The 18,594-nt window shown below is 32.5% G+C and carries 17 protein-coding genes; 14 read left to right on the top strand and 3 right to left on the bottom strand.

Annotated elements, in window-relative coordinates; all coding sequences use genetic code 11:
- The first annotated feature begins 1 nt into the window (after position 1).
- The 3 genes from ACFS3A_RS01890 (at position 2) to ACFS3A_RS01880 (ending at position 2,216) form a co-directional block, all read left to right on the top strand.
- The gene (locus tag ACFS3A_RS01890; RefSeq protein ID WP_379823603.1) at positions 2-490 is read left to right on the top strand and encodes a hypothetical protein; all 489 of its coding nucleotides are present in this window, start codon (positions 2-4) and stop codon (positions 488-490) included.
- Between the two features lie 117 nt (positions 491-607).
- Complete coding sequence (locus ACFS3A_RS01885) at positions 608-1,081, top strand: DUF6998 domain-containing protein (protein WP_379823601.1); 474 nt, start codon at positions 608-610, stop codon at positions 1,079-1,081.
- A gap of 280 nt (positions 1,082-1,361) precedes the next feature.
- Positions 1,362-2,216 carry a hypothetical protein gene (locus tag ACFS3A_RS01880; RefSeq protein WP_379823600.1) on the top strand — a complete coding sequence of 285 codons (855 nt, stop codon included), beginning with the start codon at positions 1,362-1,364 and terminating at the stop codon, positions 2,214-2,216.
- A 103-nt stretch (positions 2,217-2,319) separates the two neighbouring features.
- On the opposite strand, the gene ACFS3A_RS01875 is transcribed toward ACFS3A_RS01880, so the two are convergent.
- Entirely contained in the window at positions 2,320-2,700 is a 381-nt protein-coding gene (locus tag ACFS3A_RS01875) for a GreA/GreB family elongation factor (protein WP_379823599.1), read from the bottom strand.
- A 398-nt stretch (positions 2,701-3,098) separates the two neighbouring features.
- On the opposite strand from ACFS3A_RS01875, the gene ACFS3A_RS01870 reads away from it, so the two are divergent.
- From ACFS3A_RS01870 to ACFS3A_RS01855, 4 genes are all read left to right on the top strand, one after another.
- Entirely contained in the window at positions 3,099-3,479 is a 381-nt protein-coding gene (locus tag ACFS3A_RS01870; protein ID WP_379823598.1) for a hypothetical protein, read from the top strand.
- Between the two features lie 418 nt (positions 3,480-3,897).
- The gene (locus ACFS3A_RS01865; RefSeq protein ID WP_379823597.1) at positions 3,898-4,326 is read left to right on the top strand and encodes a copper resistance protein NlpE N-terminal domain-containing protein; all 429 of its coding nucleotides are present in this window, start codon (positions 3,898-3,900) and stop codon (positions 4,324-4,326) included.
- Positions 4,327-4,389: 63 nt separating this feature from the next.
- Complete coding sequence (locus ACFS3A_RS01860; RefSeq protein WP_379823596.1) at positions 4,390-4,920, top strand: hypothetical protein; 531 nt, start codon at positions 4,390-4,392, stop codon at positions 4,918-4,920.
- An 83-nt stretch (positions 4,921-5,003) separates the two neighbouring features.
- Positions 5,004-5,417 carry a DUF3997 domain-containing protein gene (locus ACFS3A_RS01855; RefSeq protein WP_379823595.1) on the top strand — a complete coding sequence of 138 codons (414 nt, stop codon included), beginning with the start codon at positions 5,004-5,006 and terminating at the stop codon, positions 5,415-5,417.
- Between the two features lie 14 nt (positions 5,418-5,431).
- Here the strand turns inward: ACFS3A_RS01855 and ACFS3A_RS01850 are convergent, their stop codons facing one another.
- Positions 5,432-6,223, bottom strand: a complete 792-nt coding sequence (locus tag ACFS3A_RS01850) for a DUF5995 family protein (RefSeq protein ID WP_379823594.1) — start codon at positions 6,221-6,223, stop codon at positions 5,432-5,434.
- A gap of 192 nt (positions 6,224-6,415) precedes the next feature.
- On the opposite strand from ACFS3A_RS01850, the gene ACFS3A_RS01845 reads away from it, so the two are divergent.
- From ACFS3A_RS01845 to ACFS3A_RS01830, 4 genes are all read left to right on the top strand, one after another.
- Positions 6,416-8,725, top strand: coding sequence for a type IA DNA topoisomerase (locus ACFS3A_RS01845; RefSeq protein ID WP_379823592.1), 2,310 nt, complete (start codon positions 6,416-6,418; stop codon positions 8,723-8,725).
- Positions 8,726-8,990: 265 nt separating this feature from the next.
- Positions 8,991-9,467 carry a DUF6265 family protein gene (locus tag ACFS3A_RS01840; protein ID WP_379823591.1) on the top strand — a complete coding sequence of 159 codons (477 nt, stop codon included), beginning with the start codon at positions 8,991-8,993 and terminating at the stop codon, positions 9,465-9,467.
- A gap of 111 nt (positions 9,468-9,578) precedes the next feature.
- Complete coding sequence (locus tag ACFS3A_RS01835) at positions 9,579-10,208, top strand: hypothetical protein (protein WP_379823590.1); 630 nt, start codon at positions 9,579-9,581, stop codon at positions 10,206-10,208.
- A 139-nt stretch (positions 10,209-10,347) separates the two neighbouring features.
- Positions 10,348-10,851, top strand: coding sequence for a DUF6265 family protein (locus ACFS3A_RS01830; protein ID WP_379823589.1), 504 nt, complete (start codon positions 10,348-10,350; stop codon positions 10,849-10,851).
- 188 nt (positions 10,852-11,039) lie between these two features.
- Here the strand turns inward: ACFS3A_RS01830 and ACFS3A_RS01825 are convergent, their stop codons facing one another.
- A complete protein-coding gene (locus ACFS3A_RS01825; protein WP_379823588.1) occupies positions 11,040-12,200 on the bottom strand; it encodes an MFS transporter in 1,161 nt (386 codons plus the stop codon).
- A gap of 252 nt (positions 12,201-12,452) precedes the next feature.
- On the opposite strand from ACFS3A_RS01825, the gene ACFS3A_RS01820 reads away from it, so the two are divergent.
- From ACFS3A_RS01820 to ACFS3A_RS01810, 3 genes are all read left to right on the top strand, one after another.
- Positions 12,453-14,771 carry a TonB-dependent siderophore receptor gene (locus ACFS3A_RS01820; protein ID WP_379823587.1) on the top strand — a complete coding sequence of 773 codons (2,319 nt, stop codon included), beginning with the start codon at positions 12,453-12,455 and terminating at the stop codon, positions 14,769-14,771.
- Positions 14,772-14,847: 76 nt separating this feature from the next.
- On the top strand, positions 14,848-15,993 hold the full coding sequence (locus ACFS3A_RS01815) for a PepSY-associated TM helix domain-containing protein (RefSeq protein ID WP_379823586.1): 1,146 nt from the start codon (positions 14,848-14,850) through the stop codon (positions 15,991-15,993).
- Between the two features lie 98 nt (positions 15,994-16,091).
- Positions 16,092-18,521 (top strand): TonB-dependent siderophore receptor, encoded by a 2,430-nt coding sequence (locus ACFS3A_RS01810; protein ID WP_379823585.1) that lies wholly within the window; start codon positions 16,092-16,094, stop codon positions 18,519-18,521.
- Positions 18,522-18,594: the final 73 nt, after the last annotated feature.

Below are 18,594 nucleotides of genomic sequence, written 5' to 3'. Positions count from 1 at the left end.
AATGGTATCACAAATAAGTATTCACGAATTCAGAGCAAGACTGAAAGCAAATACTAAAATAGGTAATCCTGAAATTAGTGGAAGTCCACTACATGCATTTAATATGATTGGAGAGAAAGAAAAATTATTTTACGGAACATTCCGTGAAAATGATTTTAATATAACTCCAAATGCAATATTGTTTCCTATTCCGTATATTTTAAAAGGCAAGATTAAATCTAAAAATCTAAACCAAACCGAGATATTATACGAAATAGTTCCAATTCGATTTGGATATTACTGGATTCGATACTTTCCTTTTATCGCATTTATTTTGTTCAATATTATATTCATTATCGAAAAATCACCTTTAGTTGTTTGGGTATTTTTTAATTTGTTTATATTTCTTATTGGTCTCATTTCTAATTTAAGAATGAATTATAAAAAGAACTATTTCGAGAGAAAATTTATAAAACTATTTGAAATTTCAGATAAAAAAACAGAATCATAACTTTAAAAGATTTCATCTATTTTATGTCAAAACATTTACGAAAACGGAATGGATTCGCGTAATAAGGATGAGAATTTGAATCTGATGATTAATAATTAAGTTAAATAAAAGTAATAAATGCCAGAATTAAAAAAACTTACAGAAAAGGAGTTGATGAGATTAAACTCTGAAATAATGGACGAATTAAAAGCAAGAAAAATAATTCGTACCAGAAACAATCCGATTGCAGATTATTGTGAGTGGTATGTAGCAAAAAAGTTCAAATGGAATTTACAAATTAGTTCAAACTCAGGTTTTGATGCAATTGATTCAAAGAACCTTAGAGTACAAATTAAATGCAGAACTTTAATAAATGGAAAAGGCACTAAACAGCTTGGGGTTATCAGAAAACTGAATGATGATACTTTTGATTACTTAATTGCTCTATTGTTTGATGAAAATACTGAAGTAATTAAGGGATACAAAATTTCAAAGGAGCTAATTAGAAAATATTCAAAATATAACAAACATCAAAATGGGCATATCCTTAATTTAAAAGGAAATCTATTGACAGATGAAAAACTGGAAGACATCACGCTTCTTTTAAAATAACTTATACTCTTTTTAAAAGTATTTTAAGGAGGAATTATTCTGTTTTTTTGGGGAGCTTCGCTACGATTTCTTTATTTCAATTTATCGACTCTTTCAAACGATGATGATTTTAGAACATTTTCAGCTTTCTGGTCGCCAAGTTAATAGTGCTATTGGTTATTTTAATTTTTAAATTCCTTGTCGTTTAAAAATATATTTTTAGCTAATATTTTTTGTAAGTTTTTTCCTTTATTGAAAACAAAGAATTATATTTGTGATTCATCACTTTATGCATTAAATTATGTTAGACGAATTAAAAAAACTTCAACAGGAAATCTATAATTATTCAGTAGAGAATAAAGGTCAGTTTTATACTAATTATTCTCCTAAACTTTCTTTTTTTCCAGTTGGAGACCTATTTGAAATTAACTTTTTTGGTGATGGCTATGACGATGATCCTGATACTAAAATTTCAGAAATTGATTATCAGACTAACTTCGCATTTTGTAGTTTATTAGATTTTCTTAGCGATCAAAACAGAGCTGATAAAGTAATTTCTATAGACTTTACAGGACCTGACGAAGGTGCAAATGGTACAAAATCATGGAATTTTAATAGACTTCTAAACTCAAATGTAATATTTCCAAAACTTAAAAATTTTAAAATCCAGCTAACTGACTTAGGAGATCATAATCAAAGTATAATTGATGATGGTGATTTGGAAGAAAATGGTATGGTTGCAAAACTTGTTTCAAGAATGCCGAATTTGGAACAATTGGTTATTCCATCTGCCCCAGATTATTCTTTTTTTGAAATTGGTGAACATCCTCTGAAGATTTTGAAATTGCAAGCTGGTTATAATCATCAAAATTTTATTACGAACTTAGCAAAAAGCAATAATTTCAAACAACTAACTATATTGGATTACACAGATTTAATAGATTTTTATGACTTATTAGATGAAGAATACACCAGTTTTGACAACTTTATTGAACTTTTCAACTCACAGGCATTTTCATCAGTTAAAAATTTCAAATTAAGAAATACTAATCTTAAGGATGAACAGCTTTTTGAACTTCAAAAATTGAATAAAGTACCTTTTTTAATTATAAAAGCAGGTGGCGGAAGATATGTAAGTCATTTGATGAATCAATAAAGAATCTAACTTTTTAATATTTTTTAGGGGATATTTAGAAAAAACGTCCCAAAAGAAAACTCTTTCGGGACGTTTTGAACAAACGTAAAAGCAGAAAACAATATTAAGCTTCTGCGTTTTCTACTTTCAAAATTTCTAATTTCAAATTCCCTTTCTTTGCCGGCCATTCTATAAGATCGCCCACTTTATAACCAACCATTGCAATCCCTTCATCAGAAAGAACTGAAATTTTGTTTTTACTCACTTTTACTTTTTCCGGACCAACTAAAAGAATCGTTTTTTCTTCATTATTCGTATGGTCTTTGTAAGTTACTCTTCGGTTTACCGAAACAATATCTTCGGGTAAATTTCTTCGTAATACCTGAGTAGCGTGTTTTAGTTCACTTAATAAAAGCTCTTCTTCCTGCGGTGTTACTTTTTTTCTTCTTACGTGATCTTTAATTAAATCGTATGTTCCTGTAGTTAAAATAATATTTTGTGACATGACTTTCCTATTTGCTCCATTTCCATAGATAACGACATTCAACTCTTCACTGAATATCTCACAGCCCAATATAATTCAGTGATACCTTATCCTGAATGAAAATGAAAGTTTAATAAAATGAGCTTTATAAAATAAATGTTTCCCTGTCCAGAGTTATGACAGGGCTAAAGGAATAAAGTCTTTGGAACTTTTTAAGAAAGTATCGTCATGCAAATACAATAAGGTGCACAGTAAGCACATTAAACAGCTGTTTACTAAATAAAAGTTGGCAGTTTCCATTATTGCAATCATTCTAATCTTTGGGTAAGATACATCTATTTTCTTGCAAAAAATAAAATTAACCAAATTTTAGGATTATTCTTCTAAAAATATAGTTTTAAACTCTAAACCCAAAAAAAATGGAAATAACCCAAATAGTAAAACTTTTAGACCAAAACAACTTTAAGTATACCGTAAAAAAAGAAATCATAACTGTCTCACTCGAATTTTCTCAAAATGTTGTCATTGACTTATCAGATCCTACTAAAATTATAATTTCTGATTATCTTTCCAGTTGGAATTTTCTAACGGGCTGTATAAAAATGAGCTTAAAAAATGCTTTTCTGTACAACTTTATTGGACTTTTATTTTTTGGTTTCTTTTCTCAGTACACTGCATTTACAAATTCTAATTTAACCAATTTGTTTTTACTGTTTATTGCCTGGATTCTGTTATTTTCTACTTTTTATTTGGTCAAACTGGAAAGTTTTAAAATACAATTTGCAGCAATGAGAAAGTAAATTTGTTCGGAATAGACGTAATCTAAAAAGCGTAAAGATTTAGACTTTTACGCTTTTTTATTAAAATAAAAATTTCTTCGGTTTTTTACTTTACCGGAAACAGCATTTTATTTTATTATTTTTTTTAAAAGTCTGTAAAAAAAGTAAAGTATAAATCCAAAAAGGATCAAAAGAAATAACTGCCATAAGAACAGTCCGATTTCAAAATCATTAATTAATTTTTCCATAGAATTTAATTTTTAACGAAAATAGTAAAAGAACATTCAAAAAGAAAAACCTCACAAAATATTTCTTCCTGATTTGAGTTATTAATTAAAATTTTGGAAATACGGTTTCCCGTAAGGAATTTTGTTTTAAACCAATTAATTTTGAGAAAGCTCCTAAACCAGCCTTAAAAAACACTCAAAAAACAAAACCAATGAAACTAATTTTAACCGCTTTACTTTTAATTTTCAACTTCCTGCTATCTGCACAAACCAGTCAGTTTGCGGGTGATTACACGCGTTCACTTTCCGAAAAAGGAAAACATGAAATTGAATACAAATTAACATTAAACCAGGACGGAACATTTTTATTTCACTCGTATTCAAAATTACAAGGCGGAACTCCTCCGGAAGTAAACAAATACGGTAAAGGAAAATGGACTGCAAAAGACAATGTCGTTACTTTTTCTGCTGATAAAAAAGAAGATCTGGACGAAAAATATACTTTAGATTTTAGTAATTCTACTGCACGATTTGTTACTAAAAATCCGAGAGATAAAAGTGATAAAATAGTTCAGACGAAACTTCAATTTTTAGGATCAGAAATTAGCTGGCTTAAAAGAATTGATATTTTCAAAATATAAACAGCGGTTTCGTAAAACAAAATGAAACGAAAAAGACATCCGTTTTTTCAAAAAAACAAAACCATGAAATACTTTTTACTGGTTCATCTGGTAATTAGTCTGGTTTTTGTTATTTCACAATTCGTTCATGGCTGTACTGAAGGGAATCCTCTTAAAAGCATTGTCAGACCTTTTGAAAATTTTAAAGCCTTAAACAAGCCGAAAAAATATTTAAAAAATGATTTTTTTCTAATTAATACTGCTATTACGGAACAAAGAAAATCTTCTGCAGGAACCTCTACAGAACGATGTACTTATACAAGCATTAAAGGACATTTAAAAGGTTCTGAAATCCAAAGAGATTTAACCTGTCCTGATAATCAGTTAATCGATATTTACAATACCAAATATACTTTAACAAGCAACAATGATTTGCTTAAAAACAAAACAATAAAAGTACTCAGGAATAAGCTAAATAATGAAATTTTCCTGAACAACGAAAAGTTACTGCAAGCTGAAAAGAGTAACGCTATCATTGGTTTATATTTTCAGATTTCTCTTATACTGTTAATCATACAATTACTAATTCTAAAAAAGAAATCCAAAACAGAATAATCTCTGTTCCCCATCTACCCGCTTAATCTGATAAGTTATTAAAAACAAAGTATTTGAAACTTTACCTTGTAAAATTACTATTCATGAAAAAGATCATTTTTATAATTTTTATATCAATGTTAGTAACCTCTTGTTTCAGTTTATATGATTACGGAAGTGATGTTATTGTAGATGATTATGAAACACTGTGGATCGATTTGTATGAGTCCAGAGCTTTAAAGAAAGGTGAAATCTTAGTTCCTGCTTATGTTTTTGCAGTGGGTTATGATTCAAAATATATTTATTCGAAACAACATCCGCTTGTAGAAAACGCTGCACAAAAAATAAATCGCGAAATAATTCATTATTACATTATCGAAAGAACTGTAAGTGGTTTTCAGGACAAACCTGTATTTGGCCCCTTCAATAAAACTGATTTTGAAAAAAAATGTGTTGAACTAGCCATCAAAAATCCAAAATTTAATTTGACTTTTCCAACCAAATGGTACTTTGATTAATGCTGTTTTTTCAGCTAAACCGTAACACATTCCATATTTTTTTCTTCCATTATCCTTAAATCAATTATTTTTTGAGCTACAGTTCCTTTTTCAAATAAGCGGATAAACTTAAAAATAGCGCTAACATAATAGCCCGGATTTGAAACTAAACGAGCAATTTCTGTGATTTTTTTATCTCTTTCTTCTATGCAACCTTGTGTTTGATTTTCCGGAAGTATGACAAATTCATTGGCAAATTTCCAAGCCCCATTTCTGGCCGTTTCCATACTAAAATCAATAAAAAAAGTATCGGCCTTGCCTGCCAATTTTAGTAAAACAGTAAGAGTTGGCCAGATTTTAATTAAACATTTCTCTACTCCTTTTACCAAACTGCTGAGTATGGAATTTATTTTATCAAAATCGGCTTTTAAATTTCCAATATTCTCGGCTGTACTCACCTGCGCGGCGGCTATTCCTAAATCCAGATTAATATGTGCATTCATTCCAAGCAGTAAATGTTGTATCACAATGGGCCAGAATTTTTCTGCCTGTTCAAAAGAAAATGCCCAGCATTCAGATGGCTTTTCTTTAGCTTTATACTGGTAATAGGCTTCAATGTAACGATTCGCAAAAATAACATCCAGTTTTTCCATTCGCTCACCATTTTGAAAAGATCCTTCAATAATTCCTTGTTTTATTCTTACTGTTACTTCACGATATAGCATAGCAAATAAACCTAAAGCACTTTGCTCCAGCTTTGATGTTTCGATGATTTCATCCAGTATCTGAATGACCTCATTTATCGTCGACGCTTGTTTTACACTCATAATATTTGATTTTGGCCAAACGAATATAATTATTTTAATCATTTAAAAACCAATACATTAAAACAATTATCTTATGTTTTTTTATTTCTTTATAATCAATCCAACTGCACAATCAAAAATCTTAGCACGTTAGTACCTTTGCGGCAAACCCAAAAAAATCCTAACTTCGCTCCTCAATAAGAAAAGGAAAAAATGAAGGTCTGTATTGCTGAGAAACCAAGTGTAGCACGTGAAATAGCATCCGTTTTGGGGGCCAATACCAAACACGACGGATATTATGAAGGCAACGGTTATGCCGTAACCTACACTTTCGGGCATTTATGTACCTTAAAAGAACCCAACGATTACAAACCGCACTGGAAAAGCTGGGATTTAAACAATTTACCAATGCTTCCTGAAAAATTTGAAACCAAAGTCGTTGAGAATTCAGGAATCCAGAAACAGTTTAAAATTATAAAAACCCTTTTCGAAAAAGCCGAAGTAGTTATCAACTGCGGGGATGCCGGGCAGGAAGGGGAACTCATCCAGCGCTGGGTAATGAACGAGGCCCATTACAAAGGCGAAATAAAACGCTTATGGATTTCCTCTCTGACTACCGAAGCGATAAAAGAAGGTTTTGACAACTTAAAACCCTCTGAAAACTACGATAATTTATTCTACGCAGGATTTTCAAGAGCCATTGGCGACTGGCTTTTAGGAATGAATGCAACACGTTTGTACACCGTAAAACATGGCGGTTACAAACAGGTTTTGTCAATTGGACGTGTACAGACACCAACATTGGCAATGGTTGTCGAACGATTTAAAGAAATCGAAAACTTTAAACCTCAACCGTATTGGGAATTACAGACTTTATATCGAGATACACTTTTTAGTTACGAAGAAGGTCGTTTTCTGAAAAAGGAAGACGGAGAAATTCTGGCTGAAAAAGTCAAAGAAAGTGATTTTGAAATTGTTTCTGTCGATAAAAAGAACGGAAACGAATACGCCCCAAAACTATTTGATTTAACAGGTTTACAAGTATATTGCAATCAGAAATTTGGATTTTCGGCAGAAGAAACGCTTAAAATTGCTCAGACTTTGTACGAACAAAAAGCGATTACTTATCCGAGAGTTGATACCACTTTTTTACCGGGAGATATTTACCCAAAAGTGCCGGGAATTCTGCAAAAACTGACAAATTATGCTCATTTAACAGAACCGCTTTTAGGAAAGAAAATCAAAAAATCACCAAAGGTTTTTAACGATAAAAAAGTAACCGATCACCACGCTATTATTCCCACTGGAATCGAAATTAATCTGCCTCATAATCAGCAGCAGGTTTATGATATTATTGTAAAACGGTTTCTTGCCGTTTTTTATGACGATTGTCTTGTTGCCAACACAACGGTTATTGGAAAAGCAGCCGATGTGACCTTTAAAGCCACAGGAAAAGAAATACTGAAAAAAGGTTTTCGTGTTGTTTTTGAAGATCCGAATGCGAAAGAAAAAGAACCAGATTTACTGCCTAGTTTTACTGTAGGCGAACGAGGACCACATGAACCTTCTTTCCTTCAAAAAGAAACCAAACCGCCCAATTATTATACCGAAGCGACTTTACTTCGTGCAATGGAAACAGCCGGCAAACAAGTCGATGACGAAGATTTACGCGAATTGATGAAAGAAAACGGAATCGGTCGCCCGTCAACTCGCGCCAATATTATCGAAACGCTTTTTAAACGCCAGTATATTGTTCGTAATAAAAAACAGATTTTACCCACTATTGCCGGAATTCAGTTAATTGATACGATTCAAAATGAACTGATTAAATCGGCTGAACTTACGGGCTCCTGGGAAAAACAGCTGAAAGATATTGAAAAAGGTACTTTTACGGCTGCTGCTTTTATCCGAAACATGAAAAGAATGGTGGAATCTTTGGTCTATGAAGTCCGAAGTGAAACTACCCGTGCGAATATCTCTTATGCTGCATCTGTTCAGAAACCTGTTGTGAAAGCTGAGAAAAAGAAAGCTTCAGGGGGAATTTTAGCAGAAACCTGTCCAAAATGTCAAAAAGGAAATTTCATAAAAGGAAAATCGGCTTTTGGTTGCAGCGAATACAAATCGGGTTGTGATTTTGTACTTCCTTATGTTTTTCATGATAAAAAAATTACAGAACCGCAGTATTTACGATTGCTTCAAAAAGGTTCAACAGTCAACATAAAAGGCTTTAAAACTGAAAATGGAACTGTTGAAGGTTTGATTCGTTTTGAGGAAAATTACAAACTCAAATTAGAACCGAAGAAAACAGCGTCTAAAACGGCGGTAAAAGAAGAAGCTTCAGATTCTTTAATTTGTCCGAAATGTCAAAAAGGAACTATTTTAAAAGGAAAAACTGCTTATGGTTGCGCTGAGTACAAATCAGGTTGTGATTTTAAAGTTACTTTTGATGAAGTAAGAGCCAAACTTCAGGATCAAAAACCTACCAAGGAATTGGTGTATTCTATTTTGAAGGAAAGCTTTTAAGTTATTTAGCCACAAATTACACTAATTTCCACAAATTTATTTCACGCAGATTTTGCAGATTCTAGCAGATTAAACTTGGATTTAAATTATATAAATCTGTGAATATCTGCTTACATCTGTAAAATCTGCGTGAAATAAAATCATTTTAATCTTTAATCTATGGCGTAAATATCGTTCCAATTTTCAAAGAAAAATTCGTGGAAATTCGTGTAATTTGTGGCAAACATTTTTTTCATACATTAGTACAATCAAAACCTTACAAAATATGTTTCAGAAAATTACTCTTATTACACTTATCATTGCTTTCGTTTCCTGCCAGAAAAAAGAATCTGTAGAAAAAGATAAAATCAAAGTCGCAGATTGGCTTATTGGCAACTGGGAAAATGCTTCTCCAGAAGGTGTTCTAAGTGAAAACTGGCAAAAACTAAACGATAGTACTTTCAGCGCTTCTTCTTATTTTATAAAAGGAAAAGACACACTTCATTTTGAAACTATCATACTGGCGCAACTTGGCGAAACACTAACTTACAAAGCAACTGTAAAAGGACAAAATGATGATAAACCTGTCTTCTTTCCTTCAACATCAGAATCAGATAAACAATTGATTTTTGAAAATGCCAAACACGATTATCCTCAAAAAATTACTTATACAAAAGGAGCTAATAATAGTTTGACAGCTGAAATTTCCGGGAATTTGAATGGAAAACCGAGTTCTGAGAAGTTTGTGATGACGAAGAAGTAAATAATTGTCTTTTGTAAAAAAAGAAATCGAATCTCATAAAGACCAAAATTATAAATCGTTTAAATGAAAGCAATTGTTCATCTCAAAATTTACCTTTCATTAAAATTGAAGATGAAAAAAGTACTCTTTATACTTTTATTGCTTTCAGGCTATTGCTACTCACAAAAAACTGATTCAGAAAAATCTATGTTCTACGTGGATATGGCAACAAGTAAATTAACTATTACAGGAAATTATTCCAAAGAAGAGCTCGAAATTCTGGACAAAAAAAATATAGCAGATTTTTTCGATTTAATCAATAAAGCTTTAGAATATGATAGTAAAAATACTTATGCTTTATATTGGAAATCTAAGATAGAACTGCAAAATCTAAAATATGAAGAAGCTTATCAAAACTTAAGTAAGTATCTGAAATATCAAGAGTATGATTTCAATAATGATCTTTTATCCGGAGCTGCTCAGACAATGATTTTACTAAAGAAAAAGCTAAAAATCAAAACATACAAAAATGAATTGGATTTATTAAATAAAATCTCAAATGCCAGATTAAAGGTTAATCCGGAAAATGGAGATTCTATCGCTCTAGTGCTTTCTTATTATTTGTTTTCAGAAAATAAAAAAGAAGCATCTCGCTTCCTTGAAAGTTCTAAAATTGAACCTAAAAATTTAGACTATTTCAGGAAATTAATCAAAGATTTTAAATTAAATACATTCGTTAAAAATTTAAACGATATGATGTAATTTATTCTTAAACTATATCGCTGCTTTTTAAAATGTAAATTGACAATATTATCTAGTAAAAAAAACGAACACAAAACACTAAAAATCAAACCTTTATTCTATTTTTAATAAAATCAATACTGTTTTAAATATACGAATCATGAAAACAAAAGGTATTATATTTTCCTCAATCTTTACTATTGTAGTTTTATCTTCTTGCAAAAAAGAAATCAAAACCGAAACTCCTCCAAAAACCTATTCTAATCTTGCAAAAGCAGAATGGTTTATTGGCGAATGGGGAAATAAATCAGCCGAAGGTGAACTAACTGAACGCTGGAAAAAAGAAAATGATTCGGTATATCTGGGGGAATCTTATTTTGTTGTCGGACAAAATGATACGGTTTTTGCAGAACATGTTCGTCTTGAAGAAGCTAATGGAAAACTATCTTACATCGTAACAGTTCCAGGTCAAAATAAAGAATTACCGGTAAGTTTTGAAATGACCTCTGCAACTGATAACCAAATTGTCTTTGAAAATCCAGAACACGATTATCCCAACAAAATCATTTACAATCTTGTTGCAAAAGATTCATTGATCGCAGAAATCTCCGGTTTGAAAAAAGGAAAACCCAATACAGAGCGATTTGTAATGAAAAAGCGATGATTCTAATGTGATATGTGAATCGTTCCTACGGAACTTTAGCTTTTCACAAATCGATTTCAACGGATTGAAATCCGTTGCTAGAAAATAATTCATTCCTAACGGAACTTAATCTTAAAAAACTTTGCGCCTTAGCGCTTTAGCGGTAAAAAAACTTAGAATCTTAGCATCTCAGAACCTTAGCAACTTTCTTATTCATTCTCCCCGATCTTGTTCACCATAAAAATCATCAGAATACCTAAAAGTGCCATAATTAAAAAGGCCCATTTCATACTCAGATATTCAGAAATAAAACCAACCATTGGCGGAACCAGCAAAAACCCTAAATAACCAATTGTAGAAATCGAAGTTAAGGCAGAACCACTGCTTAATTTTGAAGATCTTCCCGCAATACTAAATACTAAAGGAACGACACAAGAAACTCCAAATCCGATTAAAACGTAACCGAAAATAGTTGGATACGCATAAGGCAGAATAAAACAGATTCCAAAACCTATTGTAATTAGGATTCCGCTATAAAGCAGGATTTTTTTAGTTCCAAATTTCATTACACCATAATCTCCAAATATACGTCCCAGCGTAACCGCCGATGCAAAAAACACAAAGGCTGCACTGGTTAATTTTGGAGAAGCTTTCAGAATATTTTCAAAGTAAATTCCGCTCCAGTCGTACATTGTGTTTTCACATGCCATAGAGACAAAACAAATCAAGGCAAACTTTACCAGATTTTTTTCCGGCATAGAAAAGAACTTCTTTTTAACCGGAACAGGCTCATTGTGAATACTCATCGGATAAAAACAAGCTGTTAGCGCCAGCATAAAAACACTCACTCCCAATAAGTGATGTGACGGTGCAATTTTCTGTGTTACCATCACATACCCTAAACCAGCTCCTGAGAAAACCGCAATACTCCAAACGGCATGAAAACGGGTAATAATAGATTTTGGATACAATTTCTGCACCTCCAGAGACTGCGCATTAATCGATAAATTGAAAATATTACGAGAGGCACCAAAGATTAAAAGCACAATAACCAATTGCCAGACAAAAGCCACCAATCCGGGCAATGACAATACAATATTGAACATAATTGCTCCTAAAAGCATGATGTAACGGCTACTATATTTGTTTAAAAGTTTCCCCGTAAACGGCATTGTCAGCATTAATCCAATTGGAAAAGCAAATAAAACGGCTCCAAACTGAGCTTCACTTAAGTGTAATTGTGCTTGTATGTGTGGAATACGAGATACCCAAGAAGAGTACCCAAATCCTGAAAGAAAGAAAAATACAGTGTTCGCTATACGATATCCTCGGGGTGTATTCTGAATTTTTTTAAAGAAAGGTAAAATCATGAAATTGTTTTTCAGACTGCAAAATTAAGGCTTTTTTAGAGGAAGCATTCTACTTTTTTCTTTTTTCACAAAAACTTGAATTTCTTTTCTAATTAAGACCTGAAGAATATTCTTTCTTTTCTTAAAATAATCTTAACAAATACTTAGTAAATCCTTAAAAATAATATTTGTCAAAGAAAATATTATCTATACATTTGCGTTATTTTTATTTATTCTAAATAAAATATATTTATAAACCAATTTTACAAACCAATGAAATATTTTAATCCGAGGACATTACGTCTTCTATTGACAATTAGTTTTGTCTTTTCGTTCTTAATCGTATCTGCCCAACAAAATGGAAAAATTAAAGGAACCATCACTACTTCTGATGGTGAATTAGCAGCAGGAGTTAATGTTATTCTTAAAAACTCAAAATACTGGACTGTTTCTGATGAAAATGGAAACTTTGAATTCAACAGAGTAAAACCAAATACTTATACTTTACAAGTTTCTTTAACTGGTTACGAGACTTCAGAAAGTGAAGTAATTGTAGCAGAAAGTGAAACATCAAATATTAATTTACAGCTAAAAGTTTCCAACAAAGAATTAAAAGAAGTTGTTGTAAATGGAAAAAAAAGCATATTATCTAAAAAAACAGATTATGTTGCCAGAATGCCTTTAACCAACATTGAAAACCCGCAGGTCTACAGTGTAATCCAAAAAGAACTTTTATTACAGCAGGTTGCCGTAGATATCAAAGGCGCTGTTATGAACGCACCAGGGGTTGTGTCAATTAGTTACCCATCTGGTGGAGTTGGAATGATTTTCAGAGGATTTTCTATTGGAGTTAATGCTCGTAACGGAATGGAAACAGTTTCTGGACGTTCTTCTGTTGATCTTGGTAACGTAGAACGTATTGAAATCATGAAAGGCCCTTCTGGAACTTTATTTGGTTCATCAGTATCTTCTTTTGGAGGTGTAGTGAATCTTGTTACAAAAAAACCTTTTGAAACTACTGCTGCCGAAGTATCTTACACAGCTGGAAGCTACAATTTAAACCGATTAACTGTAGACGTTAATACTCCTTTAAATCAGGAAAAAACAGTTTTATTCAGAATCAATATGGGAGTTCACAGAGAAAAAAGCTTCCTTGATTATGGGTTCAACAATACGCTTCTTTTTGCTCCAAGTTTAACTTACAAAGCATCGGAAAAACTTACTTTTAACTTCGATGCAGAACTTTACAATGTAAACAACACCAGACGTACGTATAATACTTATGACGCAAATTCTGGAATAACAAATCCTAGTCAGTTAAGAATTGATTACAAAAAGTCTATGTTCCATGATGATAACGATGCAAAATCAACGGCTACAAAATTCTTTGGGCAAGCTGAATATCAAATATCTGAAAACTGGAAATCTACAACTGTATTCTCTTTTGTAGGTGAAGATGTAGAACGCAGTTATCAAAGTTATGCTGTATGGAGTTCGCCAACACAAGTAGCCAGAAGAGTTGGACTTTGGGGACCTATCTTCAACAACTATACTAATATTCAGGAAAACATTAACGGACAGTTTTCAACTGGAAGCATCAAACATAAATTCCTTGCTGGTGTAAACTACAGACTTTATACTTCAAACTTCTCAGGCGGATCAACTTTTACACTTGATAATATTGATATTACAACTCCTTTTGCTCCTATTAGAAGAAAAGCAGTTGATGCTGGTCTTAACCTGACAACTTCTGCGGTTGCTGACCAAAAAACAATTAGTGCTTACGCTTGTGATGTTGTCAATTTTACAGACAAGTTCTCCGCAATGTTAAGTTTGCGTCTGGATAATTTTGAAAGAGCAAAAGTGGGAACTGTTGAGGGTTACAGCCAAACAGCACTTTCTCCAAAATTTGGATTAGTATATGAAATTGTAAAAAGTCAGGTTTCTGTATTCGCAAATTACATGAACGGTTTCCAGAATATGGCACCTGTCACACAACCCGATCAAACCTTATTAGTTTTAGATCCAATTTATGCGGTACAATATGAAGGAGGTTTAAAAGCAGAAACGTCTAATAAAAAATTAAGCGGTTCTATTAGCTACTACAACATTACTATTGATAATGCTACAAGAGTTGATGCCGGATATACGATCCAAGATGGTAAACAAGTAAGCAAAGGTGTTGATTTTGAATTAATGGCAACTCCATTTAACGGACTTAGTATTGTAAGTGGATATGCTTATAATGACAACCGAATTGTACGAGCATCTGATCCAACTATTGAAGGAAAAAAAGCGACAAGTTCTCCTGAGAATGTAGTTAACTTCTGGACTACTTATACTTTCCAAAATAAATTGAAAGGATTAGGTATTGGTGCAGGTGCAAACTATATCGACAAGAATTACTTTACTGCAAATAATTTAATTTATATGCCTTCTTATACCGTTTACAATGCAACTGTATATTATGAAAAACCAACATGGAGATTAGGTTTAAAATTCAACAATATTACAAACGAAAAATACTGGGATTTCTGGGGTTCATCAATGGCACCAGCCAACTTGTTAGCAAATCTGACAATCAAATTCTAAGACCTAAAACAATTAAACTGACGCCTCAATTTATTAAATTGAGGCGCTTTTAATTATAACAATCAGAATTACTTTTATGACTTTTAAAAAACTCATTCTTAAAATTCACTTATGGCTGGGATTAGCGTCCGGCCTAATTGTAGTAATATTGGGTATTACGGGATGTTTGTACTCTTTTGAGGAGGAATTACGTCCTATCGTTCATGATTATTATCACGTAGATCAGGTAAAAGAAAAAAAACTGCCTCTGAGCCAAATCATAGAAATTGCAAAAAAAGCCAACAAAAACCCAAAAGAATCTATTTCAGGATGTCGAATACTTAATGAAAATGACCGCACCGTAATTGTGTGGTTTTATGAAGAATTAAATCCAGATGCCTTTTGGTATTGGAACCAATATCAAAGCACTTATCTCTATGTAGATCCTTACAGTGGAGCGGTTAAAAAACAGGAAAATGTTAATTTCGAGTTTTTTGTTTTTGTTCGAATGCTGCATCAGACATTATGCCTTAATAGCAAAATTGGAGATCCAATTACTGGAACGGCTACGATTATCTTTATCATTTCCTTAATTACTGGGCTTATTCTTTGGTGGCCAAAAAACAAACAGGCTGCTAAACAGCGTTTTTGGTTTCAATGGAAAAACAGTACAAAATGGAAACGCAAAAACTACGATTTGCATAATATACTCGGTTTTTATTCGATGCTTTTTGCCTTGCTAATTGCACTTACAGGATTGGTTTGGGCATTTCAATCTTATGATAAAGGTTTGCAATGGTTATTTAATGGGGGAAAAACATTCAAAAGAGAAAAAGTAGTTTCAGATACTACTCAATTCACCAAAAACAGACCGCTTGACAAAATTTATGCCTCTGTAAAACAATCGCATCCTGAGGCCAAAAGTTATTATATGTTTCTTCCAAAAGAAACTGATTCACTTGCAACTTACAATACCTTTATCAGATACAAAAGCCGCTTTGATGATACAGCTACAGATTATGACCAATATACTGCAAAACCTCTTAGAACGATAAAGTACAAAGACAAAAGTAATGGCGAAAAATTTCGTTTTATAAATTATGATCTTCATGTAGGCAGTATTCTGGGCTTTCCAGGTAAAGTACTCGCTTTTTTTGCCAGCCTGATTTGTGCAAGTTTACCGATTACAGGCTTTCTCATTTGGTGGGGAAGAAATAACAAAAAAAAGAAGCAATCAACTTAGACTAATTATTGTTCAGGAAATTATAATTTTTAAATTTGCTCTGTTTTTATTTATTCTAAATAGCAAACTTTAAAATTAATCCAAAAAAAGTAATTACCATGAATTATTCGAAAATCGGCTTTATGCAGATCCTTACCAAAATCTGCTTATTGCTACTCTTTAGCAGCAATGTATTTGCCCAGCAAAATCTGGGTAAAATTAAAGGGACAATCACTACATCAGATGGTGAAAATGCTGTCGGAGTTAATATAATCCTTAAAAATTCAAAATATGGCACTGTCAGTAATGAAAAGGGGGCTTTCGAATTTAATCGGATAAAACCAAATAATTATACACTTCAAGTTTCATTATCCGGATATGAAACATTAGAACAACAGGTAAATGTAACAGCAAATGAAACAGCAATTCTAAATTTACAACTAACTGTTTCCAACAAACAATTAAAGGAAGTTATCATTACAAATAATAGAGGAAAAGCATTTCCAAAACAAAGTACTTATGTTTCTAAAATGCCTCTTAAAAATGTTGAAAATCCTCAGGTTTACAACATTGTTTCGTCTGAACTGATGAAAGAACAGGCAATCACAAATTATGAAGATGCTTTAAAAAATGTTCCCGGAATTCAAAAATTATGGGAATCTACTGGTCGCGGTGGCGATGGAGGTTCTTATTATTCACTTCGTGGTTTTGAAGTTCAGGCAAATATTGTAAATGGTCTTCCGGGCGTTACAAGCGGTACTCTTGATCCCGCAAATATTGAAAGAATTGAAGTTATCAAAGGGCCTTCCGGAACTTTATTCGGAAGCAGTTTAGTGAGCTACGGCGGACTTATTAATACGGTTACTAAAAAACCTTACAGCGGTTTTGGAGGTGAAATATCTTATTTGGCAGGAAGTTTTGGTTTAAACAGAGTCACAGCAGATTTTAATACGCCTCTTGATGATAACAATGATGTACTTTTTAGAATAAATGCAGCTTACCAAACCGAAAATAGTTTTCAGGATGCCGGATTTCGTACTTCAATCTTTGTAGCTCCTTCCCTGTCTTATAAAGTAAATGATAAATTATCTTTCCTGATCAATACCGAATTTATGTCGGAAGAAAAAACGACGCCATCTATGTTATTTTTAGGAAGGGATGCTCCACTGCAATTCACTGATCTGGCCGATTTAAATTACAATACTGATTTATCATTTTACAGTAATGATCTTCCAATGAAAAACCCGAGATTTAATCTGCAGGGACAAATGACCTATAAAATTTCTGACCAATGGACATCCCAAACTGTCCTTTCCAGGACTTCTTCCAAATCAAAAGGATATTATTCTTATATCTATGATAACGAAGACGGAAATCGCGACTTTGGTTTTTGGATTACCAAAGAAAATTCACAGACAGCAACTACTGATATTCAGCAGAACTTTATTGGTGATTTCAGAATTGGAAACATGAGAAATCGTCTCATAGTTGGTTTAGATTATTTTGACCGAAATGTAATGTTTGGCGGTTCTGGCTATGGAAAACTTTACAATGTAACAGCTCAGGGTGAAGTAAGACAATTAGATCCGGATAATCCTTATAATCTTACTCAGACATCTGTAGACAAATTGTTAGCGGGAGAAGCCGGACCGAATTATAATTCTAAAGATGCAACCTACAGTGCTTATGCATCAGATGTCTTGAACATTACTTCAAAATTATTGGTAATGGCAAGTTTAAGAGTGGATTATTTTGACACCGAAGGAAATATCAAAACTGACATAGATAATTACAATCAAACAGCATTATCCCCGAAATTTGGTTTTGTTTATCAGCCAATTCAGGATCAGTTATCTGTTTTTGCTAATTACATGAATGGCTTTCGAAATATTGCTCCAAGCGCAATATATGATAATGACGGTAATTTTATTGGCTCAAAGACTTTTAAACCCGAACATGCGAATCAGTTAGAAGCGGGAATAAAAGCAGATTTGCTTTCAAACAAATTAACTGCAACTGCAAGTTATTATGATATCAATGTTGCCAATTTAGTTACTAGCAATCCAATGTACAGTTCGCAGGGTGGTGAAGCAAGAAGTCAGGGATTTGAATTTGACCTGAATGCTTCGCCATTAAAAAACCTAAGTATTATTGCGGGATACAGCTATAACCAAAGTAAAATTACAAAAGGTGATGAAAATAACGTTTGGCTTGATCAGGGGAAAAGACCTTTCTGGGCTGGTCCAAAAAATTTGGTAAATCTTTGGGCAACCTACAAATTTGATGAAGGAGCTTTAGAAAACTTTGGACTTGGGTTTGGAGGAAATTATGCCAGTGATAACGCTATTTTGGACAGTAATGTTACAGGGAAATTTGTACTACCTGCGTATACCGTTATTAATAGTTCGGTTTTTTATAACTCAAATAAATTCCGTGTAAGCTTAAATGTAAATAATATTACCAATAAAAATTATTTCAATGGTGGCTGGTCTACTTTAAATCCCCAAAAACCAAGAAATGTCGTAGCAAGTTTCAGTTATAAATTCTAAATAGAATTTAAATCACAAAAAAGCCTTGAAATCCAAAGAATATATTGGTTTCAAGGCTTTTTTTATGCGTTTT

It is taken from the genome of Flavobacterium notoginsengisoli (genome assembly GCF_042686225.1).
Taxonomy (GTDB): Bacteria; Bacteroidota; Bacteroidia; order Flavobacteriales; family Flavobacteriaceae; genus Flavobacterium; species Flavobacterium notoginsengisoli.
Note: the sequence above shows the minus strand (reverse complement) of the source record. Positions and strands in the feature narration are given on the sequence as shown.